The 25,009-nt window shown below is 43.2% G+C and carries 23 protein-coding genes, 2 pseudogenes, 2 riboswitches and 1 other annotated feature; of the genes and pseudogenes, 16 read left to right on the top strand and 9 right to left on the bottom strand.

What is annotated here, in order from left to right; genetic code table 11:
* Window positions 1-74: 74 nt before the first annotated feature.
* Together ACPW7N_RS18355 and ACPW7N_RS18350 are read right to left on the bottom strand one after the other, a co-directional pair.
* A complete protein-coding gene (locus ACPW7N_RS18355; RefSeq protein ID WP_425652560.1) occupies window positions 75-272 on the bottom strand; it encodes a hypothetical protein in 198 nt (65 codons plus the stop codon).
* A gap of 21 nt (window positions 273-293) precedes the next feature.
* Window positions 294-668, bottom strand: a complete 375-nt coding sequence (locus tag ACPW7N_RS18350; protein ID WP_425652559.1) for a Na-translocating system protein MpsC family protein — start codon at window positions 666-668, stop codon at window positions 294-296.
* 139 nt (window positions 669-807) lie between these two features.
* Window positions 808-953, bottom strand: a riboswitch (cyclic di-AMP (ydaO/yuaA leader).
* A 232-nt stretch (window positions 954-1,185) separates the two neighbouring features.
* A riboswitch (cyclic di-AMP (ydaO/yuaA leader) is annotated at window positions 1,186-1,332 on the top strand.
* 541 nt (window positions 1,333-1,873) lie between these two features.
* On the opposite strand from ACPW7N_RS18350, the gene ACPW7N_RS18345 reads away from it, so the two are divergent.
* From ACPW7N_RS18345 to ACPW7N_RS18325, 5 genes are read left to right on the top strand one after another with little or no spacing between them, the layout of a single operon-like run.
* On the top strand, window positions 1,874-1,951 hold the full coding sequence (locus tag ACPW7N_RS18345) for a potassium-transporting ATPase subunit F (RefSeq protein WP_425652600.1): 78 nt from the start codon (window positions 1,874-1,876) through the stop codon (window positions 1,949-1,951).
* Between the two features lie 34 nt (window positions 1,952-1,985).
* Complete coding sequence (kdpA, locus tag ACPW7N_RS18340) at window positions 1,986-3,659, top strand: potassium-transporting ATPase subunit KdpA (RefSeq protein ID WP_425652558.1); 1,674 nt, start codon at window positions 1,986-1,988, stop codon at window positions 3,657-3,659.
* Between the two features lie 25 nt (window positions 3,660-3,684).
* Window positions 3,685-5,724: a potassium-transporting ATPase subunit KdpB gene (gene kdpB / locus ACPW7N_RS18335; protein WP_425652557.1), complete on the top strand. Its 2,040-nt coding sequence runs from the start codon at window positions 3,685-3,687 to the stop codon at window positions 5,722-5,724.
* Window positions 5,725-5,759: 35 nt separating this feature from the next.
* Complete coding sequence (gene kdpC / locus ACPW7N_RS18330; protein WP_425652556.1) at window positions 5,760-6,317, top strand: potassium-transporting ATPase subunit KdpC; 558 nt, start codon at window positions 5,760-5,762, stop codon at window positions 6,315-6,317.
* 32 nt (window positions 6,318-6,349) lie between these two features.
* Window positions 6,350-8,677, top strand: coding sequence for a universal stress protein (locus tag ACPW7N_RS18325; protein ID WP_425652555.1), 2,328 nt, complete (start codon window positions 6,350-6,352; stop codon window positions 8,675-8,677).
* An 83-nt stretch (window positions 8,678-8,760) separates the two neighbouring features.
* Here the strand turns inward: ACPW7N_RS18325 and ACPW7N_RS18320 are convergent, their stop codons facing one another.
* Both ACPW7N_RS18320 and ACPW7N_RS18315 read right to left on the bottom strand, forming a co-directional pair.
* Window positions 8,761-9,498 (bottom strand): YheC/YheD family protein, encoded by a 738-nt coding sequence (locus ACPW7N_RS18320; RefSeq protein ID WP_425652554.1) that lies wholly within the window; start codon window positions 9,496-9,498, stop codon window positions 8,761-8,763.
* Window positions 9,499-9,554: 56 nt separating this feature from the next.
* A complete protein-coding gene (locus ACPW7N_RS18315; protein WP_425652553.1) occupies window positions 9,555-11,237 on the bottom strand; it encodes a GMC family oxidoreductase in 1,683 nt (560 codons plus the stop codon).
* A 192-nt stretch (window positions 11,238-11,429) separates the two neighbouring features.
* On the opposite strand from ACPW7N_RS18315, the gene ACPW7N_RS18310 reads away from it, so the two are divergent.
* From ACPW7N_RS18310 to ACPW7N_RS18300, 3 genes and pseudogenes are all read left to right on the top strand, one after another.
* A complete protein-coding gene (locus tag ACPW7N_RS18310; protein ID WP_425652552.1) occupies window positions 11,430-12,599 on the top strand; it encodes a GNAT family N-acetyltransferase in 1,170 nt (389 codons plus the stop codon).
* Window positions 12,600-12,741: 142 nt separating this feature from the next.
* Window positions 12,742-12,933 (top strand): annotated as a pseudogene (locus ACPW7N_RS18305) (zinc ribbon domain-containing protein); the annotation flags it as partial.
* A 527-nt stretch (window positions 12,934-13,460) separates the two neighbouring features.
* Window positions 13,461-13,718 (top strand) — a binding site (T-box leader).
* A gap of 107 nt (window positions 13,719-13,825) precedes the next feature.
* The gene (locus tag ACPW7N_RS18300) at window positions 13,826-14,077 is read left to right on the top strand and encodes an ACT domain-containing protein (RefSeq protein ID WP_425652551.1); all 252 of its coding nucleotides are present in this window, start codon (window positions 13,826-13,828) and stop codon (window positions 14,075-14,077) included.
* A gap of 97 nt (window positions 14,078-14,174) precedes the next feature.
* Here the strand turns inward: ACPW7N_RS18300 and cynS are convergent, their stop codons facing one another.
* The 4 genes from cynS to ACPW7N_RS18280 all read right to left on the bottom strand — a co-directional run bounded on the left by cynS (window position 14,175) and on the right by ACPW7N_RS18280 (window position 17,139).
* Window positions 14,175-14,618: a cyanase gene (gene cynS / locus ACPW7N_RS18295; protein WP_425652550.1), complete on the bottom strand. Its 444-nt coding sequence runs from the start codon at window positions 14,616-14,618 to the stop codon at window positions 14,175-14,177.
* 160 nt (window positions 14,619-14,778) lie between these two features.
* On the bottom strand, window positions 14,779-16,089 hold the full coding sequence (locus ACPW7N_RS18290; protein ID WP_425652549.1) for an MFS transporter: 1,311 nt from the start codon (window positions 16,087-16,089) through the stop codon (window positions 14,779-14,781).
* Window positions 16,090-16,134: 45 nt separating this feature from the next.
* Window positions 16,135-16,455: a DsrE/DsrF/TusD sulfur relay family protein gene (locus ACPW7N_RS18285; RefSeq protein WP_425652548.1), complete on the bottom strand. Its 321-nt coding sequence runs from the start codon at window positions 16,453-16,455 to the stop codon at window positions 16,135-16,137.
* 24 nt (window positions 16,456-16,479) lie between these two features.
* On the bottom strand, window positions 16,480-17,139 hold the full coding sequence (locus ACPW7N_RS18280; protein WP_425652547.1) for an ArsR/SmtB family transcription factor: 660 nt from the start codon (window positions 17,137-17,139) through the stop codon (window positions 16,480-16,482).
* A gap of 305 nt (window positions 17,140-17,444) precedes the next feature.
* On the opposite strand from ACPW7N_RS18280, the gene ACPW7N_RS18275 reads away from it, so the two are divergent.
* Complete coding sequence (locus ACPW7N_RS18275; protein WP_425652546.1) at window positions 17,445-17,651, top strand: heavy-metal-associated domain-containing protein; 207 nt, start codon at window positions 17,445-17,447, stop codon at window positions 17,649-17,651.
* A gap of 114 nt (window positions 17,652-17,765) precedes the next feature.
* Here ACPW7N_RS18275 and ACPW7N_RS18270 read toward each other — a convergent pair whose 3' ends face one another.
* Window positions 17,766-17,906 carry a DUF4023 family protein gene (locus tag ACPW7N_RS18270; RefSeq protein WP_425652545.1) on the bottom strand — a complete coding sequence of 47 codons (141 nt, stop codon included), beginning with the start codon at window positions 17,904-17,906 and terminating at the stop codon, window positions 17,766-17,768.
* A 301-nt stretch (window positions 17,907-18,207) separates the two neighbouring features.
* Between ACPW7N_RS18270 and ACPW7N_RS18265 the strand changes: the two are divergent.
* The 7 genes and pseudogenes from ACPW7N_RS18265 to ACPW7N_RS18235 all read left to right on the top strand — a co-directional run.
* Window positions 18,208-18,545: pseudogene (locus ACPW7N_RS18265) on the top strand (EamA family transporter); the annotation flags it as partial.
* Window positions 18,546-18,663: 118 nt separating this feature from the next.
* Window positions 18,664-19,656, top strand: a complete 993-nt coding sequence (locus ACPW7N_RS18260) for an ABC transporter substrate binding protein (RefSeq protein WP_425652544.1) — start codon at window positions 18,664-18,666, stop codon at window positions 19,654-19,656.
* A 254-nt stretch (window positions 19,657-19,910) separates the two neighbouring features.
* A complete protein-coding gene (locus ACPW7N_RS18255) occupies window positions 19,911-20,468 on the top strand; it encodes a GNAT family N-acetyltransferase (RefSeq protein WP_425652543.1) in 558 nt (185 codons plus the stop codon).
* 182 nt (window positions 20,469-20,650) lie between these two features.
* Complete coding sequence (locus tag ACPW7N_RS18250) at window positions 20,651-21,661, top strand: ABC transporter substrate-binding protein (protein WP_425652542.1); 1,011 nt, start codon at window positions 20,651-20,653, stop codon at window positions 21,659-21,661.
* Window positions 21,662-21,713: 52 nt separating this feature from the next.
* Entirely contained in the window at window positions 21,714-22,643 is a 930-nt protein-coding gene (locus tag ACPW7N_RS18245) for an ABC transporter permease (protein ID WP_425652541.1), read from the top strand.
* Entirely contained in the window at window positions 22,636-23,433 is a 798-nt protein-coding gene (locus tag ACPW7N_RS18240; RefSeq protein WP_425652540.1) for an ABC transporter ATP-binding protein, read from the top strand. Before ACPW7N_RS18245 ends, ACPW7N_RS18240 begins: the two co-directional genes overlap by 8 nt.
* 146 nt (window positions 23,434-23,579) lie before the next feature.
* Window positions 23,580-24,824, top strand: a complete 1,245-nt coding sequence (locus ACPW7N_RS18235; RefSeq protein WP_425652539.1) for a GGDEF domain-containing protein — start codon at window positions 23,580-23,582, stop codon at window positions 24,822-24,824.
* Window positions 24,825-25,009: the final 185 nt, after the last annotated feature.

Below are 25,009 nucleotides of genomic sequence, written 5' to 3'. Positions count from 1 at the left end.
CATATACCCCTCTCTGGAATATTTTTGTCAATAGAGAAGGATATATGTGCTTTTGCCTGGAAGAGCGGGCTTGCTTACTGCGTTATACTGATCTGTTTAATCGTAATGTCTGTTATCAGTTTAATATGACCGTCTTTCATCTTTAACTCCGCCATCGTGAAATCAGGGCTTGCCCAGATGATCGTGCCAACGAATTTCTCTGATTTTTTTGTATTGACGACAACTTGTTTCCCCACGGCTTCTTTTATCTGGCTATGAATATTTAATAGCAAGTTGGCTCCCTCCAACAGTTTCTATGAGTGAAATAATCGCTCTACATCTTTATCCATAATAAACACTTCAATTCGTTCTCCCATTTTGGTGCTGATGTCACTATGACTCGAGAGAACTTTGCACCCGGTGAATTGTTCCACGATCCCTTCGAATTGCTGGCTGTACATTTCACGTAATACCTGGCGCATTTTTTTAACGAGCTTTCTTCCTGTTTCATTGGTAACCAGATGCTTTTCTTCAACGGTCAGTACACCCTTGAAGCGCAAGATCACCATATCACCTACGATATAGGTTTTGGCTTCCTGTGGTCCTCGTCCAATCAGATCACGTTGAAATTTGATAAAGGCTTCACTTAAATCAGCTTCCAATTTCTTTTTGGCCGATTGTTTGTTCATGCTTCCCTCCATTTAGTGAACAACTGGCATGTACTTCAGTAAAACATCAAGAAAAAAGCCACAAAGAAGAGAGATCTCTTCTCGTGGCTTTGCAGGCAACACGAAACACACCTACTAAAAAAGGTGTCTGTGGAAAGGATCCTCCTCTCTACACGCTTACGAGGTTAGCTGACGGATTCGGACGTGAGAGTCGCCCTACTCAGTATCTGAGATTCACCCCTGGGACTAAAAAAGTCCAATTTGGTTCCCCCGCTCTTCACTTTGAAGACTAAGCGATCTAAGAATGATATGAAATTATCGTTGCGTTATGTATATTACTCCGATAAATGGAGCTTGTAAAGATGGTCTTTTTAAAGAAATAAAAAAAGGAGAAATCGAGAGAACAAACTAGCAAGACTAAGAAATCAGGAGATTCATCCGCTTTCATTCGCAAAAAATAGAGCGATTTGGCAGAAATTTGACAAAAACGACCATTAACAAGCAGAAAAACCAGACGTATAATAAGCGTCAAACGATAATTGCAAATCGGCCTAGTCCCGGGGCACTCGGGAACGGAGGAACCAATCTTTTGGGGTTAATCTTGCACAATTGTGTGAGAAGGATGAGAAAGCTCTTTCGCCATCCTACCCGTCAGCTAACTTCGTCGGCTAAAGCGAAGGAGGTCACAAGACCGCCTGAATCGAGAAGGTCTTTTTTTGCTGCAGTTTTCGTGGCAAGATGTCCCTTTTCGAGCTGAATTTGTAGGTCTTTTTTTCGTGAAAAACGTCTAGACGTTTTTCATAAAAGTCGATAAGACCGCTTGCGGGCAACAAAACGGTCATGACCGTTTTGTTTGGGTGAAAAGAATAACAACTGATCCTGGAACTAGTACAGGGAGACGGAACGCAAAGAGGGCACATCGTGCTGGCTGGGCGTTAGGTAGACCAATGAGTGCTTTTTCTCCGACAGTTGAACCAACGTAATGGATTGCCTTAGTAGGAAGACAGCTTCTTCCGGCCAGGGTTCTCATCTGCGTTGCTTCAATTCGGGGTAAGAGTAGGCATTGGTCTATTTTTTTACACAAAAAACACCGCGTAGGTGGGGAACAAAGGAGGATTTGCAGTGGATTTCATATCGATTGGGTTAATTTTGTTATCATTTCTGCTGTTTTACGGCACGATTGTTTTTTTTGACAAAGTAATCAGTGAACAGGGAGGTAAAGACAGATGATCATCTTGCTGATTCTGGTAATTGGGGTAGCCTTGTATCTTGGTCACGCTTTACTATACCCGGAAAAGTACTAAGGACGCAGTTTATTGACTGTGAGGAGGAAATATTGTGGACTTTATTCAAATAGCCGTCGTTTTAGGTCTGGTCATTCTGTTTGCCATACCAATGGGGCGTTATATTGTTCGAGCTTTTTCACTTGAGACAACTGGTCTGGACCGAATGTTTGGCGGTTTCGAGAAAGGAATTTATGCATTGTCTGGTATTCAGGCAAAAGATATGACCTGGAAGGAATATGCCAAAGCACTGCTGCTGGTAAACCTGGTCATGGGATTGCTTGCTTACCTTCTTCTTCGTTTGCAAGGGATTTTACCGTTTAATCCAAATGGAATCACCGCAATGGAACAATTCCTGTCATTCAATACGGCTACAAGCTTTTTAACCAATACCAACCTTCAACATTACAGTGGGGAGACAGGATTATCTTACTTGTCTCAAATGGTTGTCATTATGTATCTCATGTTTACGACACCTGCTACGGGGCTTGTTGCAGCCATTGCTTTTATGCGTGGTGTGACGGGACAGAGAAGCTTGGGGAACTTTTATGTAGACCTGGTGCGAGCTCACACTCGTATTCTGCTTCCGCTTTCTGTTATCGTGGGGCTGCTTCTCGTATCGCAAGGGGTGCCGCAAACCCTTCAACCAACTGCCGTTGCGACAACTTTGCAAGGAGCAGAGCAGCAAATCGCACGAGGTCCCGTCGCTGCGCTTGAATCAATTAAACATATAGGAACCAATGGTGGCGGACATTTTGGAGTAAACTCGGCTCATCCGTTTGAAAATCCCAATGGGTTCACAAATATTCTTGAAATCATCTCGATGTTCCTGATTCCGACTGCCTTGCCTTTTGCATTTGGATTCATGGCTCAAAGCCGCAAACAAGGCTTCATCATTTTTGCAGCAATGGGCTTGATGTTCCTCGGTTTCCTCGGGCTTGCCTACTTCAACGAGCTGAACGGAAATCCAGCGTTAGCCCAGACAGGCTTGTCACAAGAGATGGGCAGTATGGAAGGAAAAGAAGTCAGATTTGGAATTGCCCAAAGTGCCTTGTTTACTGCAGTTACAACGGCTGCTACTACCGGTACGGTGAACAACATGCATGATACCTTGACGCCATTGGGAGGTCTAGTACCACTGGCTCAAATGATGCTTAACTGCGTTTTCGGTGGAGACGGGGTTGGAACGATGAATATCCTGATGTACGCCATTCTCGCCGTATTTCTGGCTGGTTTGATGGTTGGACGCACACCTGAATTCCTCGGACGCAAGATTGAGGGCAAGGAAATGAAGCTGATCGCCATTACGATTCTCGTGCATCCGTTGATCATCCTGTTGCCTTCAGCGATTGCACTGGCTACAGAGATGGGGACAGCAGCGATTTCAAATCCGGGCTTCCATGGAATTACACAGGTGGTTTACGAATTCACATCATCTGCAGCCAACAACGGTTCCGGGTTTGAAGGTTTGGGTGACAACACACCGTTTTGGAACATTTCAACAGGACTGGTCATGCTCTTTGGGCGTTACCTCTCGATTATTGCCTTGTTGGCAGTTGCTGGTTCACTTTTGGCGAAAACTCCAGTACCTGAGACATTGGGCACTTTCCGAACAGACAACAGTGTATTCATGGTCATTCTGCTCGCTACTGTTCTGATTGTTGGGGCATTGACGTTCTTCCCCGTTATTGCTTTGGGTCCGATCGCAGAATGGCTGTCTATTCGTTAAATATTGAGATAAAGGAGAAATACAAATGACTGCACCAGTAAAAGCTGAGAGTCAAAATGATATATATAAACAGGCGTTTATTGAATCGTTCAAAAAAATGAATCCACGCCTGATGGCGAAGAACCCCGTGATGTTCGTAGTAGAGATCGGGTTTGTCGTGACACTGCTGCTGACGTTTTTTCCAACGATATTCGGCGGGGAATCCTCCGTATTTTACAACGGCATTGTTAGCTTGATCCTGTTTGTCACGATCCTGTTTGCCAATTTTGCGGAAGCGTTGGCGGAAGGCAGAGGGAAAGCGCAAGCAGCAAGTTTGAAGAAAACAAAACAGGATACAAAAGCACGGATTTTGCAAAAAGATGGTTCAGTAAAGCTTGTCAATTCGACTGATTTACGCAAAGGAAATATTGTGATCGTTGAAGCCAATGAATTAATTCCTGGTGACGGGGAAATCATCGCAGGGGTTGCTTCAGTCGATGAATCGGCAATAACCGGGGAGTCTGCTCCCGTCATTAAAGAAGCGGGTGGTGACTTCAGTTCCGTCACAGGTGGTACCCGCGTCATCAGTGATACAATCAAAATTCGCATTACGGCTGATCCCGGTGAATCTTTTCTGGATCGCATGATCAATCTCGTAGAAGGAGCCAAACGTCAAAAAACACCAAATGAAATTGCACTAAACACACTGTTGGTTTCTCTGACGCTGATCTTCCTGATCGTGTGTGCGACTCTACCACCGATTGCTGGTTACGTAAATGCGTCCGTTCCCGTAGCAACGCTAATAGCTCTCTTGGTTTGTTTGATTCCAACAACAATTGGAGGACTTCTCTCCGCAATCGGCATCGCCGGGATGGACCGAGTAACTCAGTTTAATGTAATTGCCATGTCGGGGAAAGCTGTAGAGGCTTCGGGGGATATCAATACTATTATTCTCGACAAAACCGGAACGATCACTCACGGGAACCGGATGGCAGCAGTATTCGCGCCAGTAAACCGTGTGTCCCAGGAACTCTTAAATAAAGTAGCAGCACAAAGCTCGATCTATGATGAAACTCCTGAGGGAAGGTCCATTATTGAACTCGCCAAAAAGCAGGGAGTAGCCCAAAAGGATTTGGAATTGGTGGGTTCGGAGGGCGTTGAGTTCAAAGCAGAAACTCGCATGAGCGGAACCAATCTGGCGGACGGTACAGAAATTCGTAAAGGTGCGGTAGATTCGATCAAGCAGTATGTAACAGATCGGGGAGGCATCATTCCGGCTGATTTGGATGAAAAATCGGATACGATTGCCAGAGAAGGTGGTACTCCATTGGCGGTCGCACTAGGTAAGCAGCTTCTTGGGTTGATCTATCTAAAAGATACGGTGAAACCCGGAATGAAGGAGCGCTTCGAGGAATTACGCAAAATGGGTATCCGTACCGTTATGTGTACAGGGGATAATCCGCTTACGGCAGCAACGATCGCCAGAGAAGCAGGTGTAGATGATTTCGTAGCGGAAGCCAAACCGGAAGACAAAATTGCGCTGATTCGCAAGGAACAATCAGAAGGTAAGCTGGTAGCAATGACAGGTGACGGGACAAATGACGCTCCTGCTCTGGCTCAGGCAGACGTTGGCTTGGCAATGAACAGCGGTACGATTGCAGCGAAAGAAGCGGCCAACATGGTTGACCTTGATTCTGATCCGACAAAAATTATTGAAGTAGTAGCCATCGGCAAACAGTTATTGATGACACGTGGAGCTTTAACAACGTTTTCGATTGCAAACGACGTGGCGAAGTACTTTGCGATTATTCCAGCGATGTTTATGCTGGCGATCCCGCAAATGGAAGCACTCAACATCATGAATCTGGCAACTCCACAAAGTGCCATCCTCTCTGCTCTGATCTTTAACGCCATCATCATCCCTGCCTTGATTCCACTGGCAATGAAGGGTGTCAAATACAAACCGATGAGTGCAACGAAGCTGCTCTCAAGGAATCTCTTCATCTACGGACTTGGCGGAGTAATTGTCCCGTTCATTGGGATCAAGGTGATTGACATGGCGCTTGAACTTGTAAACCTTGTTTAAATAAATTTATGCTTAGAAAGCAAAGGTGAATTCTGATGATAAAAAGTATACGTATCAGTCTTGTGCTCTTGCTGCTGTGCGGCCTTGCCTATCCGCTTGCTATGACTGGTATTGCCCAGGTTCTCATGCCAGCGAAAGCGAATGGCAGTCTGATCACAGATTCGCAAGGCATCATAGTTGGCTCCACACTGATTGGTCAAACATTCACGGACCCGAAATATTTTAGCGGTCGTATTTCTTCTATAGAATATAATGCAGCCAGTTCCGGTTCCGGAAACTATGCTCCGTCCAATGCAGCAATGATCGAGCGTACGCAAAAGGATATCGAAGCGTTCCTTGCTGCTAATCCTGGTGTGAAGCGAGAGGACATCCCGGCTGATTTGTTGACAAACTCCGGCTCGGGTCTTGATCCGCATATTTCGCCTGAGGCTGCCAAAATCCAGGTGCCTCGCATTGCCGCTGCCAGAGGAATCGATGCTGCCAAGATCAACGCACTTGTTGAGGCAACCACTGAGGGACCAGACATTGGCCTGTTCGGTGATCCTCGTGTGAACGTCTTGAAGTTAAATCTGGCACTGGACCAGTTGAAGTAAATGAGTGGGTTTGAGAAAAGAAGGTGATACGCGTGGCAGAACAGTTCCGACGAAAAACGCCGGAAGAGATTTTAGCTTCTATTTCGAAAATGCATCGAGGTCGCCTCAAAATTATTCTGGGAGCGGTCAGTGGTTCCGGCAAGACATACAATCTGCTGTTGGAGGGGCAAACACTTAAAAAGAAAGCCATCGATGTCGTGATCGGTGTGCGCGCAACAGATCGCCAGTCTACATTGGAACAAAAGGGGGATTTGGAAGAAATTCCTGTGATTGAGTGGCAATCCAACGGCGAGAAGCAGCAAGACCTGGATGTAGCAGCAATTCTCGCACGTGATCCAGAGGTGGTATTAGTTGACGCACTCGCCCATCGCAATCGTCTCGGTGCACCACGTCCTACCCGATATGATGATGTGAAATATTTGCTGAATAACAACATCAGTGTCATAACGACGGTAAACATATATGAACTGTCAGGCATGAAAGAATTGGCGGAAAAACTGATTGGGACAGAAGTAAAAGTGGATGTATGTGTCCCAGAGGATACGCTCGAAATGGCTGACGAGATGAAATTGCTGGATGTGACACCAGAAGCCATACTCAAGCGTTTGCAAGAAGGGATGATTGACAAATCCAATGAAGAAAAACGAGGTCGGGATAAATTGTTTCAACGACACAATCTCGCTGTTTTGCGAGAGCTGGCGTTACGATTTGTCGCAGGAGGAGTAAACGACGATCTCGATGACTACCGGGAGAAGCACGGGCTAGTTGGCCCATCTGGAGCAGCGGAGGTTGTACTCGTACTCGTTACCTATCATTGGAATGGTTCCTTGCTTGTGCGCAGGGGGCAACAAATCGCCAGAAGACTTGGCAGTGAATTGCTTGTTGTTTCCTTTCAATCCCCAAACAAATCACTAGGCAAGGAAGAAGCTGCTTTTAAACGTTCAATCAGCAAGCTGGTAGAAAAAGTAGGAGGACAATTTGAAGAACAGCCCTTAATGTCTATGAAAGAGATTGCCAAGGAAATCGTCAAATACGCCACCGAAAACAATGTAACTCGCATTATCATGGGACAGACGAAACGCACTCGCTGGGAGGAAATATGGTACGGCTCCATTGTCCAGAAGATTCTTCGTCAAACAAAAAACGTTGATGTTTTCATCGTGGCAGACCGTTCGGAGCGAGATGGCGAGAGGGTGTTGCCCACCAGACAACGGCGAAAAGAAATATCGAATCCATTTCGCCGTTTGTCGAAAGTGGAGCAGGAGCAACAAATCAGTAAAATCAGAAAAGGGTCAATCAAAGTCTACATCGGGGCTGCACCGGGAGTAGGCAAGACCTATACGATGTTGCGTGAAGCGAATTTATTGAAGAAAAAAGGAATTGATGTCGTAATTGGTTTATTGGAGACCCATGGACGGAAGGAAACGGAAGAACAAATTGGTGAGGTTGAAATCATCTCTCGTCAACGAATAAATTACAAAAATGTCACATTAGAAGAGATGGATACGAACCGCATTATCGCAAGAAATCCAGAAGTTGTACTCATTGACGAGTTGGCACACACCAATGTTCCTGGCAGTAAAAATCAGAAACGGTACGAGGATGTAAAAGAAATACTTGATGCGGGAATTTCGGTTATTTCCACGATGAATATTCAGCATTTGGAGAGTCTCAACGACTCCGTCGAGCAAATAACGGGTGTTCGGGTGAGAGAGACAGTGCCGGATTATGTGATCCATGAAGCTGATGAGGTCGAGCTGATCGATATTTCTCCCAAAGCGCTGCGTACCCGCATGAGGGAAGGCAATATTTACCGAATGGATAAAGTAGAACAATCTCTGAACAACTTTTTCAAAACCCCAAACTTGATTGCTTTACGTGAGCTAGCCCTCCGTGAAATAGCGGACGATGTTGATGAACGACTGGAAGCATGGGAGCGAAATCGCACGTTGCGAGGACCCTGGCGTCAGGAAGAAGTGATTTTTGTTTGCGTCAATCTAGGGCAGGACAGTGAAAGGCTGATCCGACGAGGATTTCGTATTTCGTATCGCTTAAAAGCTTCCTGGTACGCTGTGTATGTAAAGGATCATGAACGGTTAACGGTAGAAGAAGAGCAACAGTTGGCAAAAGCAAAGGCGTTAACAGAAAGATTGGGTGGAACGTTCGATATGTATGAAGCTTCTGGCAGAAGGCAAATCTTTTTGGAACTGGCGAAACAAATGAATCAAAAGAAAGCCACCCAAGTAATTATCGGGCATTCGGCCAGAACCCGTTGGGATGAAGTCTACAAAGGCTCAGTTGTTCAGCAATTGCTACGAGTGACGAGGCATCTGGATGTTTTGGTTGTAGCAGATCAATAGAATGAGTGGGAGAAGGGGGAGAATTGTAACGGGAAATCTGGCAACACCCAAATGCCAAGATTTCCCGAATTCACAAGAGCAAATTATGTTTGATCCATCCTTTTGTTTTTTAATAACACAAAGGGATGCATGCTTGGTTTAAAGTTCGCCTCAATAATCCAGAGCTTGGCGTAATGATCAATGCCAATATCAAAGCCAATTTTGTTCTGAGAAGGATAATAATCGCCTATCTGTTTTGCTGCCAATAAACAGAGGTTTGATATCTTTTGAACAATTTTTTGCGTGGGAGCGGGTTTCATTAGTGATTGTTCAATTGCCTGGTCAACTGGAAGTACCGTTCTCGATACGTTTGTAACTACATAGCCATCTTCAGCTACTATCGCCACCATTCCTGTTACTTTCCAAGGCAGTTGGTTTTTTCTTCTTACCATGACTCTAACATCCATCGGCCTCTGTTCAATTTCAGCCAATGCGATACGGCGTTGTACCAAATAGTTTTGGGAACAAGTCATAAGTTTCAGTTGATTGAATGTTGCTTTCCTGCCGCCCATAATAAATTTTCTGTCCTCATTTTGTATCAAAAAAAGACCTTCATCCAGTAAGGTAACTTGAATTACGCCATTACCTTGTTTTCCGCTAAAAGGCTTCAAAATGACGGTTCCGTATTTCTTAAGAAAGGTCCAAAATGTCTTATGAGATAATTTTTGTGTCTCTGGTAAAAAACGATCAAGCTTTTTCATGTCTTTCAGAAGCGTATAATTTTCCCACTTGTTATAAGAAAGTACTTTTTTTTGAGTTATTTTTTTGAGGATTTTTACCACCCACCAACCATTTCACTGTAACGATTTAGGCAAAAGCGGTATATGATAGCTTATGATCATAATCCTCTTTTCAAGAATCGAACGGCATTTAAACCGATCATCTGAGCAGGGATGGATGTATTGCCATCTGGTAAAATAGGTGCAATAGAAAGATCTGCGACTTTTAAATTTTTGGTACCAAATACATTCAGGTACCCATCGACAACTCCTTCTCGAATACTTCTTGCCATTTTACATTGACCTCCGTAATGGGCAAAGTTTGAATAAGTGGCCCTGGCATAATCAGCAAGTAAGTTCCGCTTTTCTTCTTCGTTCCTGAGATTGAATATACTTTCAGGAGGGTAAACTACGTTATATTTCCCGTCTGGGTCCAGTTCCCAAGCCCTTTTCATAATTTTGAAAGATTTAATATATTGATCCACTATGAAATTCAAGTCATTTGGATTTGCTAACGGATTAAATTGAATGGAAGGGTAGGCTTCCGGATCGCTATGTGCGACCGTAACTGTACCTTTACTTCTTGGGTTAAGATCAGCAATGATCACACTCATAATATTGCTCGGTTTTGCAGGATTAAATTGCCAATGATTAACCAACACATCTTGGATGGGGAGAAAAGAGGGGAGTGGAAACCCAAATAATTGAAGGCGACGACCGGGTTTTTTATCTTTTTTTATTGCACCAAACGTGATTGGCTGATCAGGGTCAGCAGCCAATACCTGCAGCAGTCGGGTTGTTTCTACTTCTACACCCATCCCGACATAAAATTGCGTTTGTAGATTGTGACCTACATTTGGACTATCTACTAAGGTTGAAATCCCTGCTGCAGCCAAGTCAGACGGTCTGCCAATTCCGGATCGCTGTAATATGACCGACGAGAAAATACCAGCAGAAAGGATAACTCCTTTTCGCGCATATGCTTTTTGTGACACGCCATTCCTTACATATTCAACACCTGTGGCAACCTTTTTCCACTTTTTTTGTTTAAACAAAATTTTATTCACTGTTGTTTTGGCGAAGATGGACAGCTTTCGTTGTCCAACCCCAAACTCATCCGGGTGAAACTCATTTCCTTGTGTGACTATTTTTCTGTTTAAATATCCTGTTGCCGTAGATGAACGAATGAACTTTTGACCAAGTTGTTGTTGGGTAAATTGCACTTTGTAAGACGTAGCATTTTCAATTCCCGTATTATAGTCTTCGACAATCGGGATATCCAAAACTTCTGATGTTGCATTGACCAACGTGTAGATAAGTCCTCCGTTGGGAATGATTTGTTGTCTGACAAAAATTGGTCCATTTGTTCCCCGTTCGCTCGGGTTTTGTGTCTTTCCTGTGTAGGTTTCATTATATTTGAATAATGGTCGAACACTCTCGTAACTCCATTGCTTTCCTGCGAGTCTTGCCCACTCATCATACAGGTTACGACTTCCGCGTATTGCTGTCATAAAGCTATGCTGAGAGCTTCCCCCAATGGCTCTTCCACCCCATAATTTAAGCTGCCGTCCAATCATATTCTCTATTTGGGAAAGAGCGATATAAGACAACTTATTATCGTTTGCTAATTGGTCTGCTCTTGCAATAGAACCACTTCTATTTGGCATATTGGTTCCAGCTTCCAGGACAAGCACGGACGTTTTATTATCATCTGTTAATTTTTTGGCGATAACCCCACCTGCAGTTCCCGCACCAATCACAATATAATCAAAGGTATGATCAGAAGGTGGTCTAATTCCCATTCACTTCACTCCTATCCTTAGTCATATAGCAATAGTCCAATATATTCATTAGAAAAATACATGTTCCATAGCCTGTCTAGGCAGGTTCATTATCAATAAAAAAGTGGTAAAATTATCCTTGATTCAATAACCTATCAGCCTCTAACAGATAGACAAAAATACAAATAGGGGGAGGGATCTACGATAGCTACCTTGAGAAAATTGACTGAGCATGACTTTGACCAAAGTTTGGCACTTTCTCAATATGCCTTCCAATATGTGATTCCCGAGGATGACAAGGAACGGCGCAAAGAAATGATGAGACAACAGGAAATCTGGGGGGAGTTTGAAGGGGATGAGCTCATCTCTAAGACAAATTTACTCGACCATCAGGTATTCATCGGTGAAAAAACCTTTTCTATGGGTGGAGTGGCAGGAGTTGCAACCTGGCCAGAGCATCGGCGGAAAGGATCAGTTGGCAGACTGTTGAAACACTCACTTAGCATGATGAAGGAAAGATCACAGGTAATCAGTTACCTCCATCCCTTTGATTTTCACTTTTATCGTCGCTTTGGGTGGGAACTAGCTTTTTCGAACAAGAAATATTCTTTCGAAAAAAAGGATCTCATCCAGCTTCCTCATTCGTCAGGAAAAGTAGTACGTGTCAATCACAAAGAGAAACTTGATGAACTCAATCGTGTTTATGAGACGTATTTCACCAGGTACAGTGGAATGCTCAAACGTTCTGAATACTGGTGGAACAATCACGTCTGCACCAAAGGCATCGTAACAGCAGTTTACTATGACCAAACGGGTGAGCCAGCGGGGTATATCCTCTACAAAGTAAGTGATCGACTGCTAGACGTAGAAGAAATTGTGACAATCAACCATGAGGCACTTAGAGGGCTATGGAATTTTATCTGCCAGCACGATTCGATGGTAGATAAAGTGAAGATGGTCGTGCCTCAGGATGACCAACTGCCATTTCTTTTACATAATCCGAGGGTTCAACAGGAGATCGTTGCGTATTTCATGGCCAGGATTGTTGATGTGGAAGCATTCTTGAAGCAGTATCCATTCAAGCGGGAACAAAATGAATCCATCCTGCTGTATGTAACAGATGAGGTTGCCACTTGGAATAACGGAACCTATACGATCTCAAAAGATAGTGTGCAGTTCGAACCAATGACAGAAGAGGGTGTGAAGGTGACATCTTCTCAAGGCGTTTTTACAGATATTCAGACACTGACCGCACTGTTACTAGGCTATCAAACTGCAACATTCCTCTATCAAAGTGGCAAACTGACTGGCGATGAACAGGAAGTGACAAAGCTGGATCGTATGATCACTGCAAAGCCAACCTGTTTCTACGATTTCTTCTAGCCAAAATAATTCAACATAATTGTGCCTTTTGTGAATATTCATGAAAAAATAGTGCAGGATACCCCCTCACTTCAGTGACGGGGAGGAATGTGCTTCGGACAAGGATGGGCATCAGCCCGTTCAGTTGTCCGACCTTCCATCTGTGATTGCCGTTGATCCAAAATATACTTCTCAAACATGCCCAAAATGCGGTCATACGAACAGAGCAAATCGTAATAAAAAAAAGCATACGTTCTGCTGTAAAAACTGCTCTTATCAATCGAATGATGATCGAATTGGAGCCATAAATCTTCAACGAAAAGGAATCGAGTACATCGTTGAAGTGACTGCATAGGTATGACCTGTGTGGTTGGGTAGCCGTCAATCTGCCCTGATGTATCAACACGTTTTCGAACGTCAAATGGTAGGAGTTTCGTCATGAAACGCTCGGACTACTGGTTAGATACAAGCTTGTCAATTTATTGACGAGTCATTGACACAGAATTGTATTGACAGAGAAAACCAAGGTTCCCTATAATACTCGTAACCAAACAGAATGATATATTAGCGTTGACAAGGACAAGTAGAAGTGAGCCCTGATGTCAGAGAGCCGTCCCGTGTGCTGTGAGGAAGGTCGTCATCTCCCTTTGAATATCCCCTTCGAGCTTTGCTTGTGAAATGGAGCGACCCGTTCCTGAGTAAGAAGCGACGAATTCATCCCCGATAACGGATGGAAGTCAGAGCCATCACATTGACTTCATGAGACTGTCTGTTTTGCAGACGGAAAAGCTGAGTGGTACCGCGATACTCTCGCCTCGGCCTTATCGACAAACGTCGTGTAAGGAGAAGCGAGAGTTTTTTATTTTTGTCATTCATTGATAACGCATGGCTATGACAAGGACGAGTAAAAGCTGGCTCTGATGTCAGAGAGCTGTCCCGTGTGCTGAAAGGACAGTCGTCATCCTGCTTTGAATATCACCTTGGAGCTCTGTTTCTGAAAACTGGCCAACCAAGTCAAGTAAGAAACGGCGGATGTTCCCGTTAACGAACAAAGGTCATCGATTATAAAGACCTGATAAGTCTGTTTTTCGTGAGAAGACAGAAAAACTGAGTGGTAACGCGAATTAGCTCGCCTCAGTATCCCGAAAAAGGTGCATTTTTCAATGCGCTGTCAAGGATACAGGGCGAGTTTTTCATTTGTGCAAGAATCAAACCAACTATGTAGATGCGAAAAGGAGGAATTATAAATGAAAGCAAATGCTACCTTCCAGATCAATAACGGTTCAGATGTGTTGCTGCGAGTGATTACGATCTTTACCCGGTATGAATCGTATATTGAAGCATGCAGCGTTGTCCCTGACCAAACCGATGAAACCGCAACTTTGTCCATCCGCTTTCAATGTGATCCGGCAAAGTACACGCTATTGTTGAAGCAGGTGGAAAAGCTGATTGATGTAATAGAAACGGTTGAGGTGGTTAACCTCGCTGATTTGCAATAAATTGATCATGGCGCTTTTTTTGGCGTAATCATTTGTTGACGAAGAATGTGCAACCCCCTTGGAAATTTTCCAAGGGGGTTGTTTTTTGATTTCAATATTACCACTTTTTGTACGGCAAGAACTTACCGTTTAATGTTACTTGAACACGATCTCCATTCGGGTCTGCCACACGTTGAATGTCCATGTTGAAATCAATTGCAGACATAATGCCATCGCCAAATTTCTCATGAATAATGTCTTTGATCGCAGGACCATTGACCAGGAGAATTTCGTAAAAACGGTAGAGAACTGGGTCGGATGGCGGCATCTGAACCGTTGCTCCACGGTAAGGAACGACAGTCAAAGCGTCTACTACATCCTCGTTCAAATCCAGGACAGAACCAACTTTTTGCGCTTCTTCCAGAGAAAGTGTACCTTGTCCTAATAATGCGGTTGCTACCCAAGTTTCCGAACGTCCTACTGCATTAGCAATATCAATCCACTTCAAGCCTAATTTTCTTTTCGCTTCCACAATTACTTTTGTCGCTTGATCTCTTTCCATCGGTGTCTCTTCCTCTCTTTTGCCATTGTGTTATACAGCGATTATAGCTCATTGAAAGCGGTTCCATAGGCTTTCTCCATATTATTCACAATTTATTCACAAGAGGATAACCGTTTACTTGTTTTTTCCGAGAAAATAGAGTTTTAGACTAAGAACGGTATTATAGCGGTATGTTTTCTGTTCGATTGATTTTACGATTGCTGTGATACCATATGCCTACTGGTATCAATAGAAGTGAAAGGAATCCTCCGACGAGGGAGAGTGTTGCATAACTGGAATTAGCTACAACCATTCCCGAAAGTGCTCCACCCGATGCGCCCGCTAAAGCAATTGAAACATCAATTGTTCCTTGCATTTTTGCACGAGACGAAAGATCAGTCGAGTCTACAATGAGAGCGGTCCCACTAATCAACCCAAAGTTCCAGCCAAGTCCGAGCAAAGCGAGAGCGAAGGTGAGTCCCAACATGGAATCAGCAGGTGCAAAGGCTGCTACAATTCCTGCAGCAAGTAAAGTACCACCAGCAGCAAACGACATTGCAATGCGACCTATTTTGTCAACAAGAATGCCTGTCACAAAGGAAGGGAGGTACATCGAGCCAATATGAATGCCTATCACTAATCCGACATCACCCAAACTATGACCGTGATGCTTCATGTGTATTGGCGTCATTGTCATAATTGCGACCATTACGATTTGGGTTAAGATCATTACGGTGGCTCCGACAATGATTCCTCGGTTGTTTATTGATAGTGAGATTGTTTTAACGTCTGAAGTGTTGCTCTTATCTTTCTGAATCGCGGCAATAGCATTTGCGACAACGAATGGATCCGGACGGAGTAATCCCCAAAAGACCAGACCGGCAAAGATGTAGGCTGCCGCAGCTAGTATGAAAGGTCCGGCAAGCGCAGGGACACCGAGTGACAAAGCGAAATTGCCCATTACACCAACCAAGTTTGGGCCTGCAACGGCACCGAGTGTAGTAGAAACCATTGCAATACTGACTGCTGTTGCCCGTTGTGTTGGCTTTGCTAGATCGGTACCTGCATAACGTGCTTGTAAATTTGTTGCTGTGCCTGCACCATAAATAAACAGTGAAGCGAGCAGAAGTACAATGCTATGACTAATAGCTGCAAATACGACCCCTATTGCGCCAATACCACCTACAATAAATCCTGCAGCGAGCCCCAAACGACGTCCGTAACGCTGAGAAAGACGCCCAACAAGGAATGCAGCCAACGCAGAACCAAGCGTGAACAACCCGGCAGGAATGCCTGCAAAACTTTCTGTGCCCAACATGTCCTGAGCAAGGAGTGCTCCGACAGTAACACCTGCAGCTAATCCTGCACCACTAAAAATTTGTGATAGGACAACGATTAGCAACGTTCGTTTATATAGCCGGTTCTGCATTTCTGGAGAATCGATGTAAATTTGCACATGCTTTTCATTTATTTTACGGGGTTCATGCGACATCGCTCAGAACCACCTTTCTAATCATGTTTGTTAGATAAGCTTTTTTTAAAAAGTTACCATTTTATCTGCCCATTCCACGAGGTCAACGCAATCATTCATCGTTGAAATCGGGCAAGATGTTTGGTCCTCTAATTTTCTAGATGTAAGGCAAGTTCCACACGCGTATAGAACTCCATTTCGATTAATAAATTTTTGCATCTCTTCATGTACATTGAACTTTAGATCTCGAATTTCTTCGCATTCCACAGCTTCACCCATGAGGAATACTTTAACCTCATGTTGCCGTGCTAGCGATGTATTAGCGAAACGAAAGGCATTCCAAGCTTTTTCAGGCTCTTTTGTCTCCAAAATAATACCCAACTTCATAGAGTAATACCTCCTTCATTTTGATCAATGTGTACTACCAACATAATGATGCCATTCGTGCACGCCCTCTTCTAACCGAGAAGCTCTGATCCCTTTCGTTCTCAAAATTTCAACAGCTTCAGCCGACATAAGACAATATGGACCACGGCAGTAAGCTACAATCTCCTTATTTGCTGGCAAGGATGCAAGATGCAACTCCAATTCTTCAATAGGAATAGAAATAGCGCCAGGAATATGTGCCATTTCGTACTCTTCCCTCGGCCTTACATCTAACAACAAAACTTCACCTTTCTCCATCCGTTCCAGTAGATCTTCCAACGTAATTGGTTCCATACTTTCGTCATATTGCAGAAATTCATTCTTTATTCGCTGAATCTCGACCAATTGATTTTCACTCAAACGATGTAAAGACACCATAAAATTAGCAACGGATAAATCGGTAAGCTCATAAATTACAAAATTCCCCTTTTTAGTGAATCGGACCAACCTTGAATCATGCAACGTTTGCAAATGCTGCGATACGTTGGCAACACTCATGCCAGTAATCTTTGCTAGCTGGTCAACAGATTTAGGACCTTGAGCCAGTAAATCCATGAGTTCCAAACGCTTCGGACTTGAAAGGCATTTGCCAATGCGAGCATATTCCTGATAAAGTTGGTCTTTCCATTTTCGTTCCAGGTTCATTATCGCAGTCACCTCAACAATTCAATTGATTTATTGAATTGGTTGTATTTTATATCTACATTCTGCAAGTGTCAAATCATTTTGAATTAGAAAATAGGTTAAAACATTTGTAAAAACCACTTTACATAGGGTATGGGGGTATAGTATTATAATGAGCAAGAAGGCGAAAAAAATAAGGAGGTTATTCAAGATATTATTTTTTAACTAAAGATATACTATACGTAGGTATTCTATATGCTGAAATTTTATACAAAACAGACAAAAGAAAATCTAAAACGTACAGCTTAAAAAAAGGGAGAGAAAAAATGATGAAAAAACAAACATTGGTTATCGAGGGAATGACTTGTGGTGGATGTGCAAACAAGGTAAAAGGTGCGTTGGAAGGTTTGGGAGTGAAAATTGAAGGCATTAATGTTTCAAAAAGAACGGTAGATGTCGAGTATGACGAATCTGCAGTCAGTTTTGGTCAAATACAGGAAACAATTGAGCAAAAAGGCTATAAAGCAATGTAAGTTCTTTAGGCCGAGGAAACGTCGAACAGTATACGATGAGAACAAATTAGCACCGATCGCATCAGCGAAAGGTGCTATTCCTGCGTTGGTCAGCAGTTTGGGGGAACCATACTGTTAGTTGTGAATATTGTCATGACTCGGCAGGCGTTTACTATGTCTGACATCGTGATGCTGTCTTTTGCTTTTCTCATTTTTTCTTTGCGCTTCCTTAATTTTGGCAACGAACTCGCTAGTGCTCTGCGTGGTAAAGTCCATGGTATTGTCCCTTCCTTAGGCGATTGGATGTAATTTGTTATCACATATCTATTGTTGCCAAAAAAACCGGATTTATCATTTCATCATCGATTGAAAGGTATTGTATCCTCCCTATATTCGTTTACATACGACTGAATGTAAGTAACAAACTTTCTCGATGCAGGAGAAATGGTTTTAAAGGATGTAGCTGCAATGCCAATGGAGCGATAATGGTCTCCTTCCAGGCTAAGAATGCGGACATTGTCCGGGACACGATACAAGACCATTTCAGGAATGGAGCATGGGGGCTTTTGTTTTCAATTTTTGGGAAACACCTCAACTGCCAAGTACAATGGAGAGTTGGGTCGCTGTTTTGGGCTTGGGTGTCCTTTGCAGTGCGGTTGGTTTCATCGTACAAACGACTGCCCAACAATATACGACTCCCACCCAACCGGTTTACTATTTTCATTAAAACCTGTTTTTGCGGCCGTTTTTGCCTTTGCTTTTGCAGGTGAGATACTCACAGGAAGAGGATACTTTGGAGCGGCGCTGGTTTTGTTCGGGGTAGTAACCGCCGAACTAGATGTTAAAAAGCTTTTAACTAGAAAAGGATACAAGAAAAACAATGTAGGATCTGAAATTAATTTGCCGCAAGAATAAATTGTTATGTCAAAGTTTGAACAAAAAAGTAATGCAAATAAAAAATTGTGCTATAATTAAAAACTAGTTGAGAGTAGTTTAGTTATTTAGTACAGAAAAGCAGAGGAGAAGAGAAAAGATGAGAAAAAGCACAGGATTGTTTTTGTCGTTAGCATTGGCAGTTGTTTTAGGTGGATGTGGGACATCATCCAAGGAACCTGTAACCACTGGAGCAGAGAAGAGCATGAAAATTGGTATCACCCAGTTTGTCGAACACCCTGCACTTGATACCATTCAAAAAGGTATTGTTGACGGGTTAGCGGAATCAGGCTATCAAGACGGGAAAAACCTGGCGATTGATTTCCAAAATGCGCATGGAGAAATGAATAATACAATTTCAATTGCGCAGAAATTTGCTGGCGATCAAAAAGATATGGTCATTGCGATTACTACACCATCTTCGCAGGCAGTAGCCAAAACCATTCAAGACGTTCCGGTTATTTTCAGTACAGTAACTGATCCGATCTCAGCCCAACTAGTGAATTCTCTGGACAAGCCTGACAAAAACGTGACAGGTACCTCTGATAAGGTATCCATGGGAAGACAGTTGGAACTCATCCAAAAATTTATGCCTGCTATTAAAAAAATTGGTGTACTCTATACCACATCAGAAGTAAATTCTGAAGTTCAGGTGAAAGAGCTGGAAGAGGCAGCACAAGCCAAAGGAATTGAAGTTGTGCGTTCTGGAATTTCCAGCATTACCGAGATACAGCTAGGAACACAGACATTGGTTGATCAAGTGGAAGCGATTCTGATTCCGATTGATAATTCGGTTGTTTCATCGTTTGACGGTGTACTCATGGTAGCTGAAAAGGCAAAAATCCCTGTATTTGCATCCGATATTGATACGGTAAAACGTGGTGCAGTTGCAACATACGGTATTGACTACTACAAAATGGGGAAACAGACAGGACAGATGGCTGCTCGCGTTTTGAAAGGTCAAAAGGTAGCTGATACCCCAGTGGAAGTATCAAAGGAAACCGATTTAATCATCAATGAAAAAGCTGCTGGCACATTTGGACTGCAGATTTCTGACGAGCTGAAAAAGGAAGCAAAGGAAATTGTGAAGTAAGCCAGCCGAAGTGAGTGAATATCAATGTAAGCCATAACCCGAATGATGGATTCGAAGATGAGTCCGTTTTTCGGGTTTTTTAGTTTATGTAAGAAGACTTGTTTGAATTTTTACTAATGTTTAAATTTGACGAATAGTTTTTCGTATTATAGAATTACAAAAGGTAATATAAGGAAGGGGAATCACTTTATGCCAACAACCTTGTAATGCACTATCGCAACCTATCTAATAATTACGAACGTAAGGTGATAGATGTGAGTTCGCAAACAAAACAATTTCCAACGATTGAAACAGAACGTCTGGTATTGAGAGAGATTTCTGTAGACGATGCCAGTGATCTATATGCTTATTACTCCGATCGTGAAGTTACAAAATATCTCGATTGGTTCGGACCAGAGTCGGAAGAACATGCTGTAAAAATCATTAACTACTGGAGCGAACAATTTCAGGAAGATACCTTCATGCGCTTTGGAATTACGTTAAAAGGTGAAAATAAAATTATAGGGACGATCCCGATCAACCCTGTACGAGGACCTTTTCGCTGGAGGCTGCCCGTTGTACTGGGCTATGAATTGTCACAGGATTACTGGAACCAGGGAATCATGACAGAAGCATTGAAGGCTGTCATTACCTATACTTTTGAGACGTTGGGCAATCACAGAATGATCGCAGAGGTTATCCCTGAAAATACGGCATCATTGAAAGTGCTAGAAAAACTGGGCTTTCAGCAAGAAGGCTTGTTGCGACAGCATTTATGGCATGATGGCACAAAGACCTGGCATGATGTCATCACTCTGGCGTTATTAAAATAAATATGGGTACCCGAATGAAGAATGGTTTCAAAGCCCTTCGTTCGGGTTATTCTATCAACGGGAAGCTGATTTTGTTTGTGAATAAAGTTCAGAATATTTTTAAAACTAACAAAACAGCGTTCTTTGTGATAAAATGCAAACAATCTGAAAAAGAAGGTTACGTACTGGGAGGGGTTTTTTCAATGAAAAGAATAGCAGCTTTTTTATTTACTTCTTTGCTTTTATTCGTCACAGCGTGTGGGCAGCAAAGTGAGAAAGCGCAACCAGCAGCAGCTCCTGCCGATTCTGGCGCAGCGAAACAAGTAAAGGTAGGAATCGTTCAGATTGTGGAGCATCCTGCGTTGGATGCAGCACGTGAAGGCTTTATTGCTCAAATGGCGAAGAACGGATATGAAAAAGATAAAAACATTGTGTTTGATCTCCAATCGGCACAAGGCAACATGGATACGGCGATCTCCATCGCCCAAAAATTCCAAGGTGACAAAGTCGATTTAATCTTGGCAATTGCGACACCAACTGCTCAAGCAGCGGCACAGACAACCAAAGATATTCCGGTTCTCTTCACGGCTGTTACCGATCCGGTTGCAGCACAGCTTGTACAATCAATGGACAAACCAGGCAGCAATCTGACAGGTACTACGGATATGAATCCAGTAGAAGAGCAGTTAGCTCTGCTCAAGGAAATTAAACCGGAAGCAAAATCAATCGGTATCATTTATAATTCAGGGGAAGTTAACTCCAAGGTACAAATTGATGCGGCAAAAGCAGTATCCAGCAAAGTGGGTCTGACCATTGAAGAAGCGGCCATTACCAGCCCAACAGAAGTAAAGCAGGCTGCAGAGTCAATGATCGGTAAAGTAGATGCGATTTATGTACCGACAGATAACATGGTAGTTTCCTCTATCTCGGCTATACTATCAGTAGCAGAGGCACAAAAAATCCCGGTTATTGCAGCGGAAGAGAACTCTGTGAAAAGTGGTGCGATTGCAACTTACGGTATTGACTACACCAAATTGGGTGAACAAACGGCTGACATGGCTGCCAAAGTATTAAAAGGTGAAGTGAAGCCGGCTGATCTTGCTGTAGAGAAACAGTCCGACATGAAGCTTACTGTCAATGTGATTGCAGCAGAGAAAATGGGCGTGAAACTGCCTCAAGCATTAATCGACCGTGCGGATGAGGTAATTAAATAAGGGATTGCCAAAGGCTTGGCAAACGCCAAGTTTTCTAACAGAGGAGGAGCAAATGGGTATCGCAATGAACGGAGCTGTTGAACAAGGATTATTATTTGCAATCATGGCTCTCGGTGTATATTTGACGTTTCGAATTTTGAACTTTCCTGACTTGACAGTTGATGGCAGCTTTGCGCTTGGAGGCGCAATTGGAGCAAAGCTGATCATTGATGGGGTTAGTCCCGTTCTTGCCACTCTTGCTGCATTGGTAGTTGGTGCACTGGCTGGTGCATTTACAGGAATTTTGAGTACAAAAGGAAAAATAAACGGCTTGCTCGCAGGGATTTTGACGATGATTGCTTTATATTCGATTAACCTGCGAATCATGGATCGGGCAAATTTGCCATTGCTGCGTGAAGAAACACTGTATACGTTTGTTCAAGACCTGGGATTTCCGGATTTGGCAATTGGCGGAGTCACGATCCTCTCAGGCGTTGCGATTATTTTTCTGATCCTTGTCATTGTTATTAAATTCTTGATTGACTGGTTCTTGCATACGGATGTGGGACTGGATCTTCGGGCAACTGGCGACAACTCCACCATGATTCGAAGCTTTGGTGCCAATACGGATCGCACGACGATTATTGGCTTGAGTCTCTCCAACGGGCTTGTGGCAGTTTCCGGTGCATTGGTCGCTCAGTATCAAGGTTTTGCTGATGTTGGAATGGGTATTGGGATGATCGTCATCGGTTTGGCTTCCGTCATTGTCGGAGAAGTGTTGTTTGGACATGCGACGATTATGCGTGCAACCATTGCAGTTATTTTAGGTTCGGTTGTGTATCGCCTGGTCATCGCACTGGCTTTGCGTGCGGGCCTCAATCCTTCCGATATGAAGCTCATTACGGCATTTATCGTAATCGTTGCTTTGACCCTGCCGAATGTGATGAAAGGCGTATGGAGCAAGACGAATAAAACAACACGGGAGGGGAAGAACGATGCTTAACATCTCCCAGGTCAGAAAAGTATTTAATGAAGGAACAATAAACGAAAAAGTTGCATTGAAAACGGTCAATCTTCGTTTGGCACCCGGTGATTTTGTAACTGTGATCGGTGGTAATGGAGCGGGGAAGTCTACCTTGATGAACATCATTTCCGGGGGGCTGTTCCCGGATCAAGGCAAGATTACCATCGATGGGGAAGATGTGACCAGACTGGCTGAGTATCAACGAGCAACTTATATTGGTCGTGTGTTTCAGGACCCGATGGCAGGCACATCACCGAATATGACGATTGAGGAAAATCTGGCGATCGCTTATTCCAGGGGTAAACGCCGCACGCTCTCCCTAGGCGTAACTTCGAAAAAGCGTGAGCTGTTCCGTGAAAAACTGAAAATGCTGGATCAGGGATTGGAAAATCGTCTGAAGACCAAAGTTGGTTTCCTCTCAGGTGGACAAAGGCAAGCGCTCAGTCTGCTCATGGCAACCTTCACTAGTCCCAAAATCCTGCTGTTGGATGAGCATACGGCAGCGCTAGATCCCAAAAGAGCGCAACTCATCGTGGATTTGACGTTGAAAATCGTCGGGCAAGAAAAGTTGACTACACTCATGGTCACTCATAACATGGACCAGGCTCTGAACATGGGGAATCGCCTTCTGATGATGCATGAAGGGCAGATCATTCTAGATATTCCTCAAGAAAGGAAAAAGCAGATGACCGCAAAAGATCTGCTGCGTGCATTTGAAGAAGCTCGAGGCGGAGAAGCATTTGTGGAGGATCGTTATATTTTGAGTTAATATAATAGTAATAGTGCGGAGGCGCTTTGTTGAAACTGGACAGGGCGCTTTTCTTTTTCAAATGTGTTTTTCTTTATTTAGTTGTGTTTTTCCTGAAACAAAAAAGGGTAAACATACGTAATACTTTGGGAGGGAGAAACACGGGGATGTTCGGAGAAAGAGTATTTATCTTTGTACTATTTATTGTCTCATTCTTTGTAGCTATCGATGCAGATCACTCCGTTGCAGAGAGTCAACTATACCTGAAGGCTTTTGGCGTGTATTTGTTCTTCTCCTGTCTCTATCATCATTTACGATTGAACAGAAAACAGGGTACGGTGACCGTAGATTATGGGATCAATTACAGCATGTCTTTCGGGTTATTTGCGGGTCCTTTCGGTGTATTTCTATTTGAATCCGCCTACCGTTTCCTTGTTTTTATTTATAAGAAAATAACCAAGACCGACGATCCAGATGAATGGGTGCATACCTTTTACAATATCGGCTCATTTGCGCTTCAATCCTCTGTAGCCTATTACTTGTATGTATACTTCTCGGAAATGTTTCAGGGTATTCCATTTGGTTTTTGGATGCTGATGCTTCTGTTAACCTTGATTTCAGGAATGTTATCAGACTTCTTTTTAACAACTGTCTTTTACCTGTTGGGTGAAATTAAGACAAAAAAAGAAATATTAGACTTTCTCAAACAAAGAAACTTGCTGGATGTGGCGAAAACCTCCTTCTCCAATGGCCTGTTGTTTTTGTTCCTGCAAGAAGAGAGATGGGAAGTCCTGATTAGTCTGTTCATACTAAACTATCTGGTTAGTCGTTCCTTTTTGGTTAAATCGCAACATATCCAAAACAAAATCGAACGGGATAAATATGAGCAAATGGCGTATACCGACTTTTTGACGGGCATTTTCAACAGGGCCTATATGGATAAAAAGATGACGGAGCTGAATCAGTCAAAAGAGCGTATCGGCATCGTCGTATCTGATATTGATACGTTCAAACGAATTAATGATACCTTTAGTCACTCAGTTGGAGATCAGGTCATTCAACATTTTGCTTCTACGCTAAAAAAGCATTTGCATACCGATGATATACTCATCAGAAGTGGTGGAGAAGAGTTTACGGTTTTTCTCAGAAACAGGGATTTTGCTCAATGTGTCGATTTAATAGAGACGATACGCCAGGAAGTAGACAAGAGCTGGATTGAAATTCAGTTCAAGGAATCAGTGATGTCCATTAGTTATACCGCTTCGTTTGGGCTATATTTTTTCGAAGTCAGTGAACAGGAATCGATGGAACAGGGCTATGTATACGCCGACCAATTGTTGTACCAATCGAAACAGCAAGGCAGAAACAGAGTCAGTGCAGTGAATGAGCAGACTAACTCGAATGGACGATAGACAGAGGGGGCCAGTGTGCTTCCTTTTCTTGATGTATCAGAAAGATTATGTGCTTTAATGAGTTAAAGTGCATAATCTTTTCCATTTGCGTTAGCCAACAAGAAAACCAGCTAATGTTTGTCAATCCTTTGTTCTAGGTAATTCATAAATTTCTTGGTATACTAAATTAGGGTATAGCAAAAAAC

The sequence above is a fragment of the Brevibacillus nigriterrae genome (genome assembly GCF_049846925.1).
Classification (GTDB): Bacteria; Bacillota; Bacilli; order Brevibacillales; family Brevibacillaceae; genus Brevibacillus_H.
The sequence above is the reverse complement of the archived record's forward strand: the minus strand, read 5'-3'. Positions and strand labels throughout refer to the sequence as shown.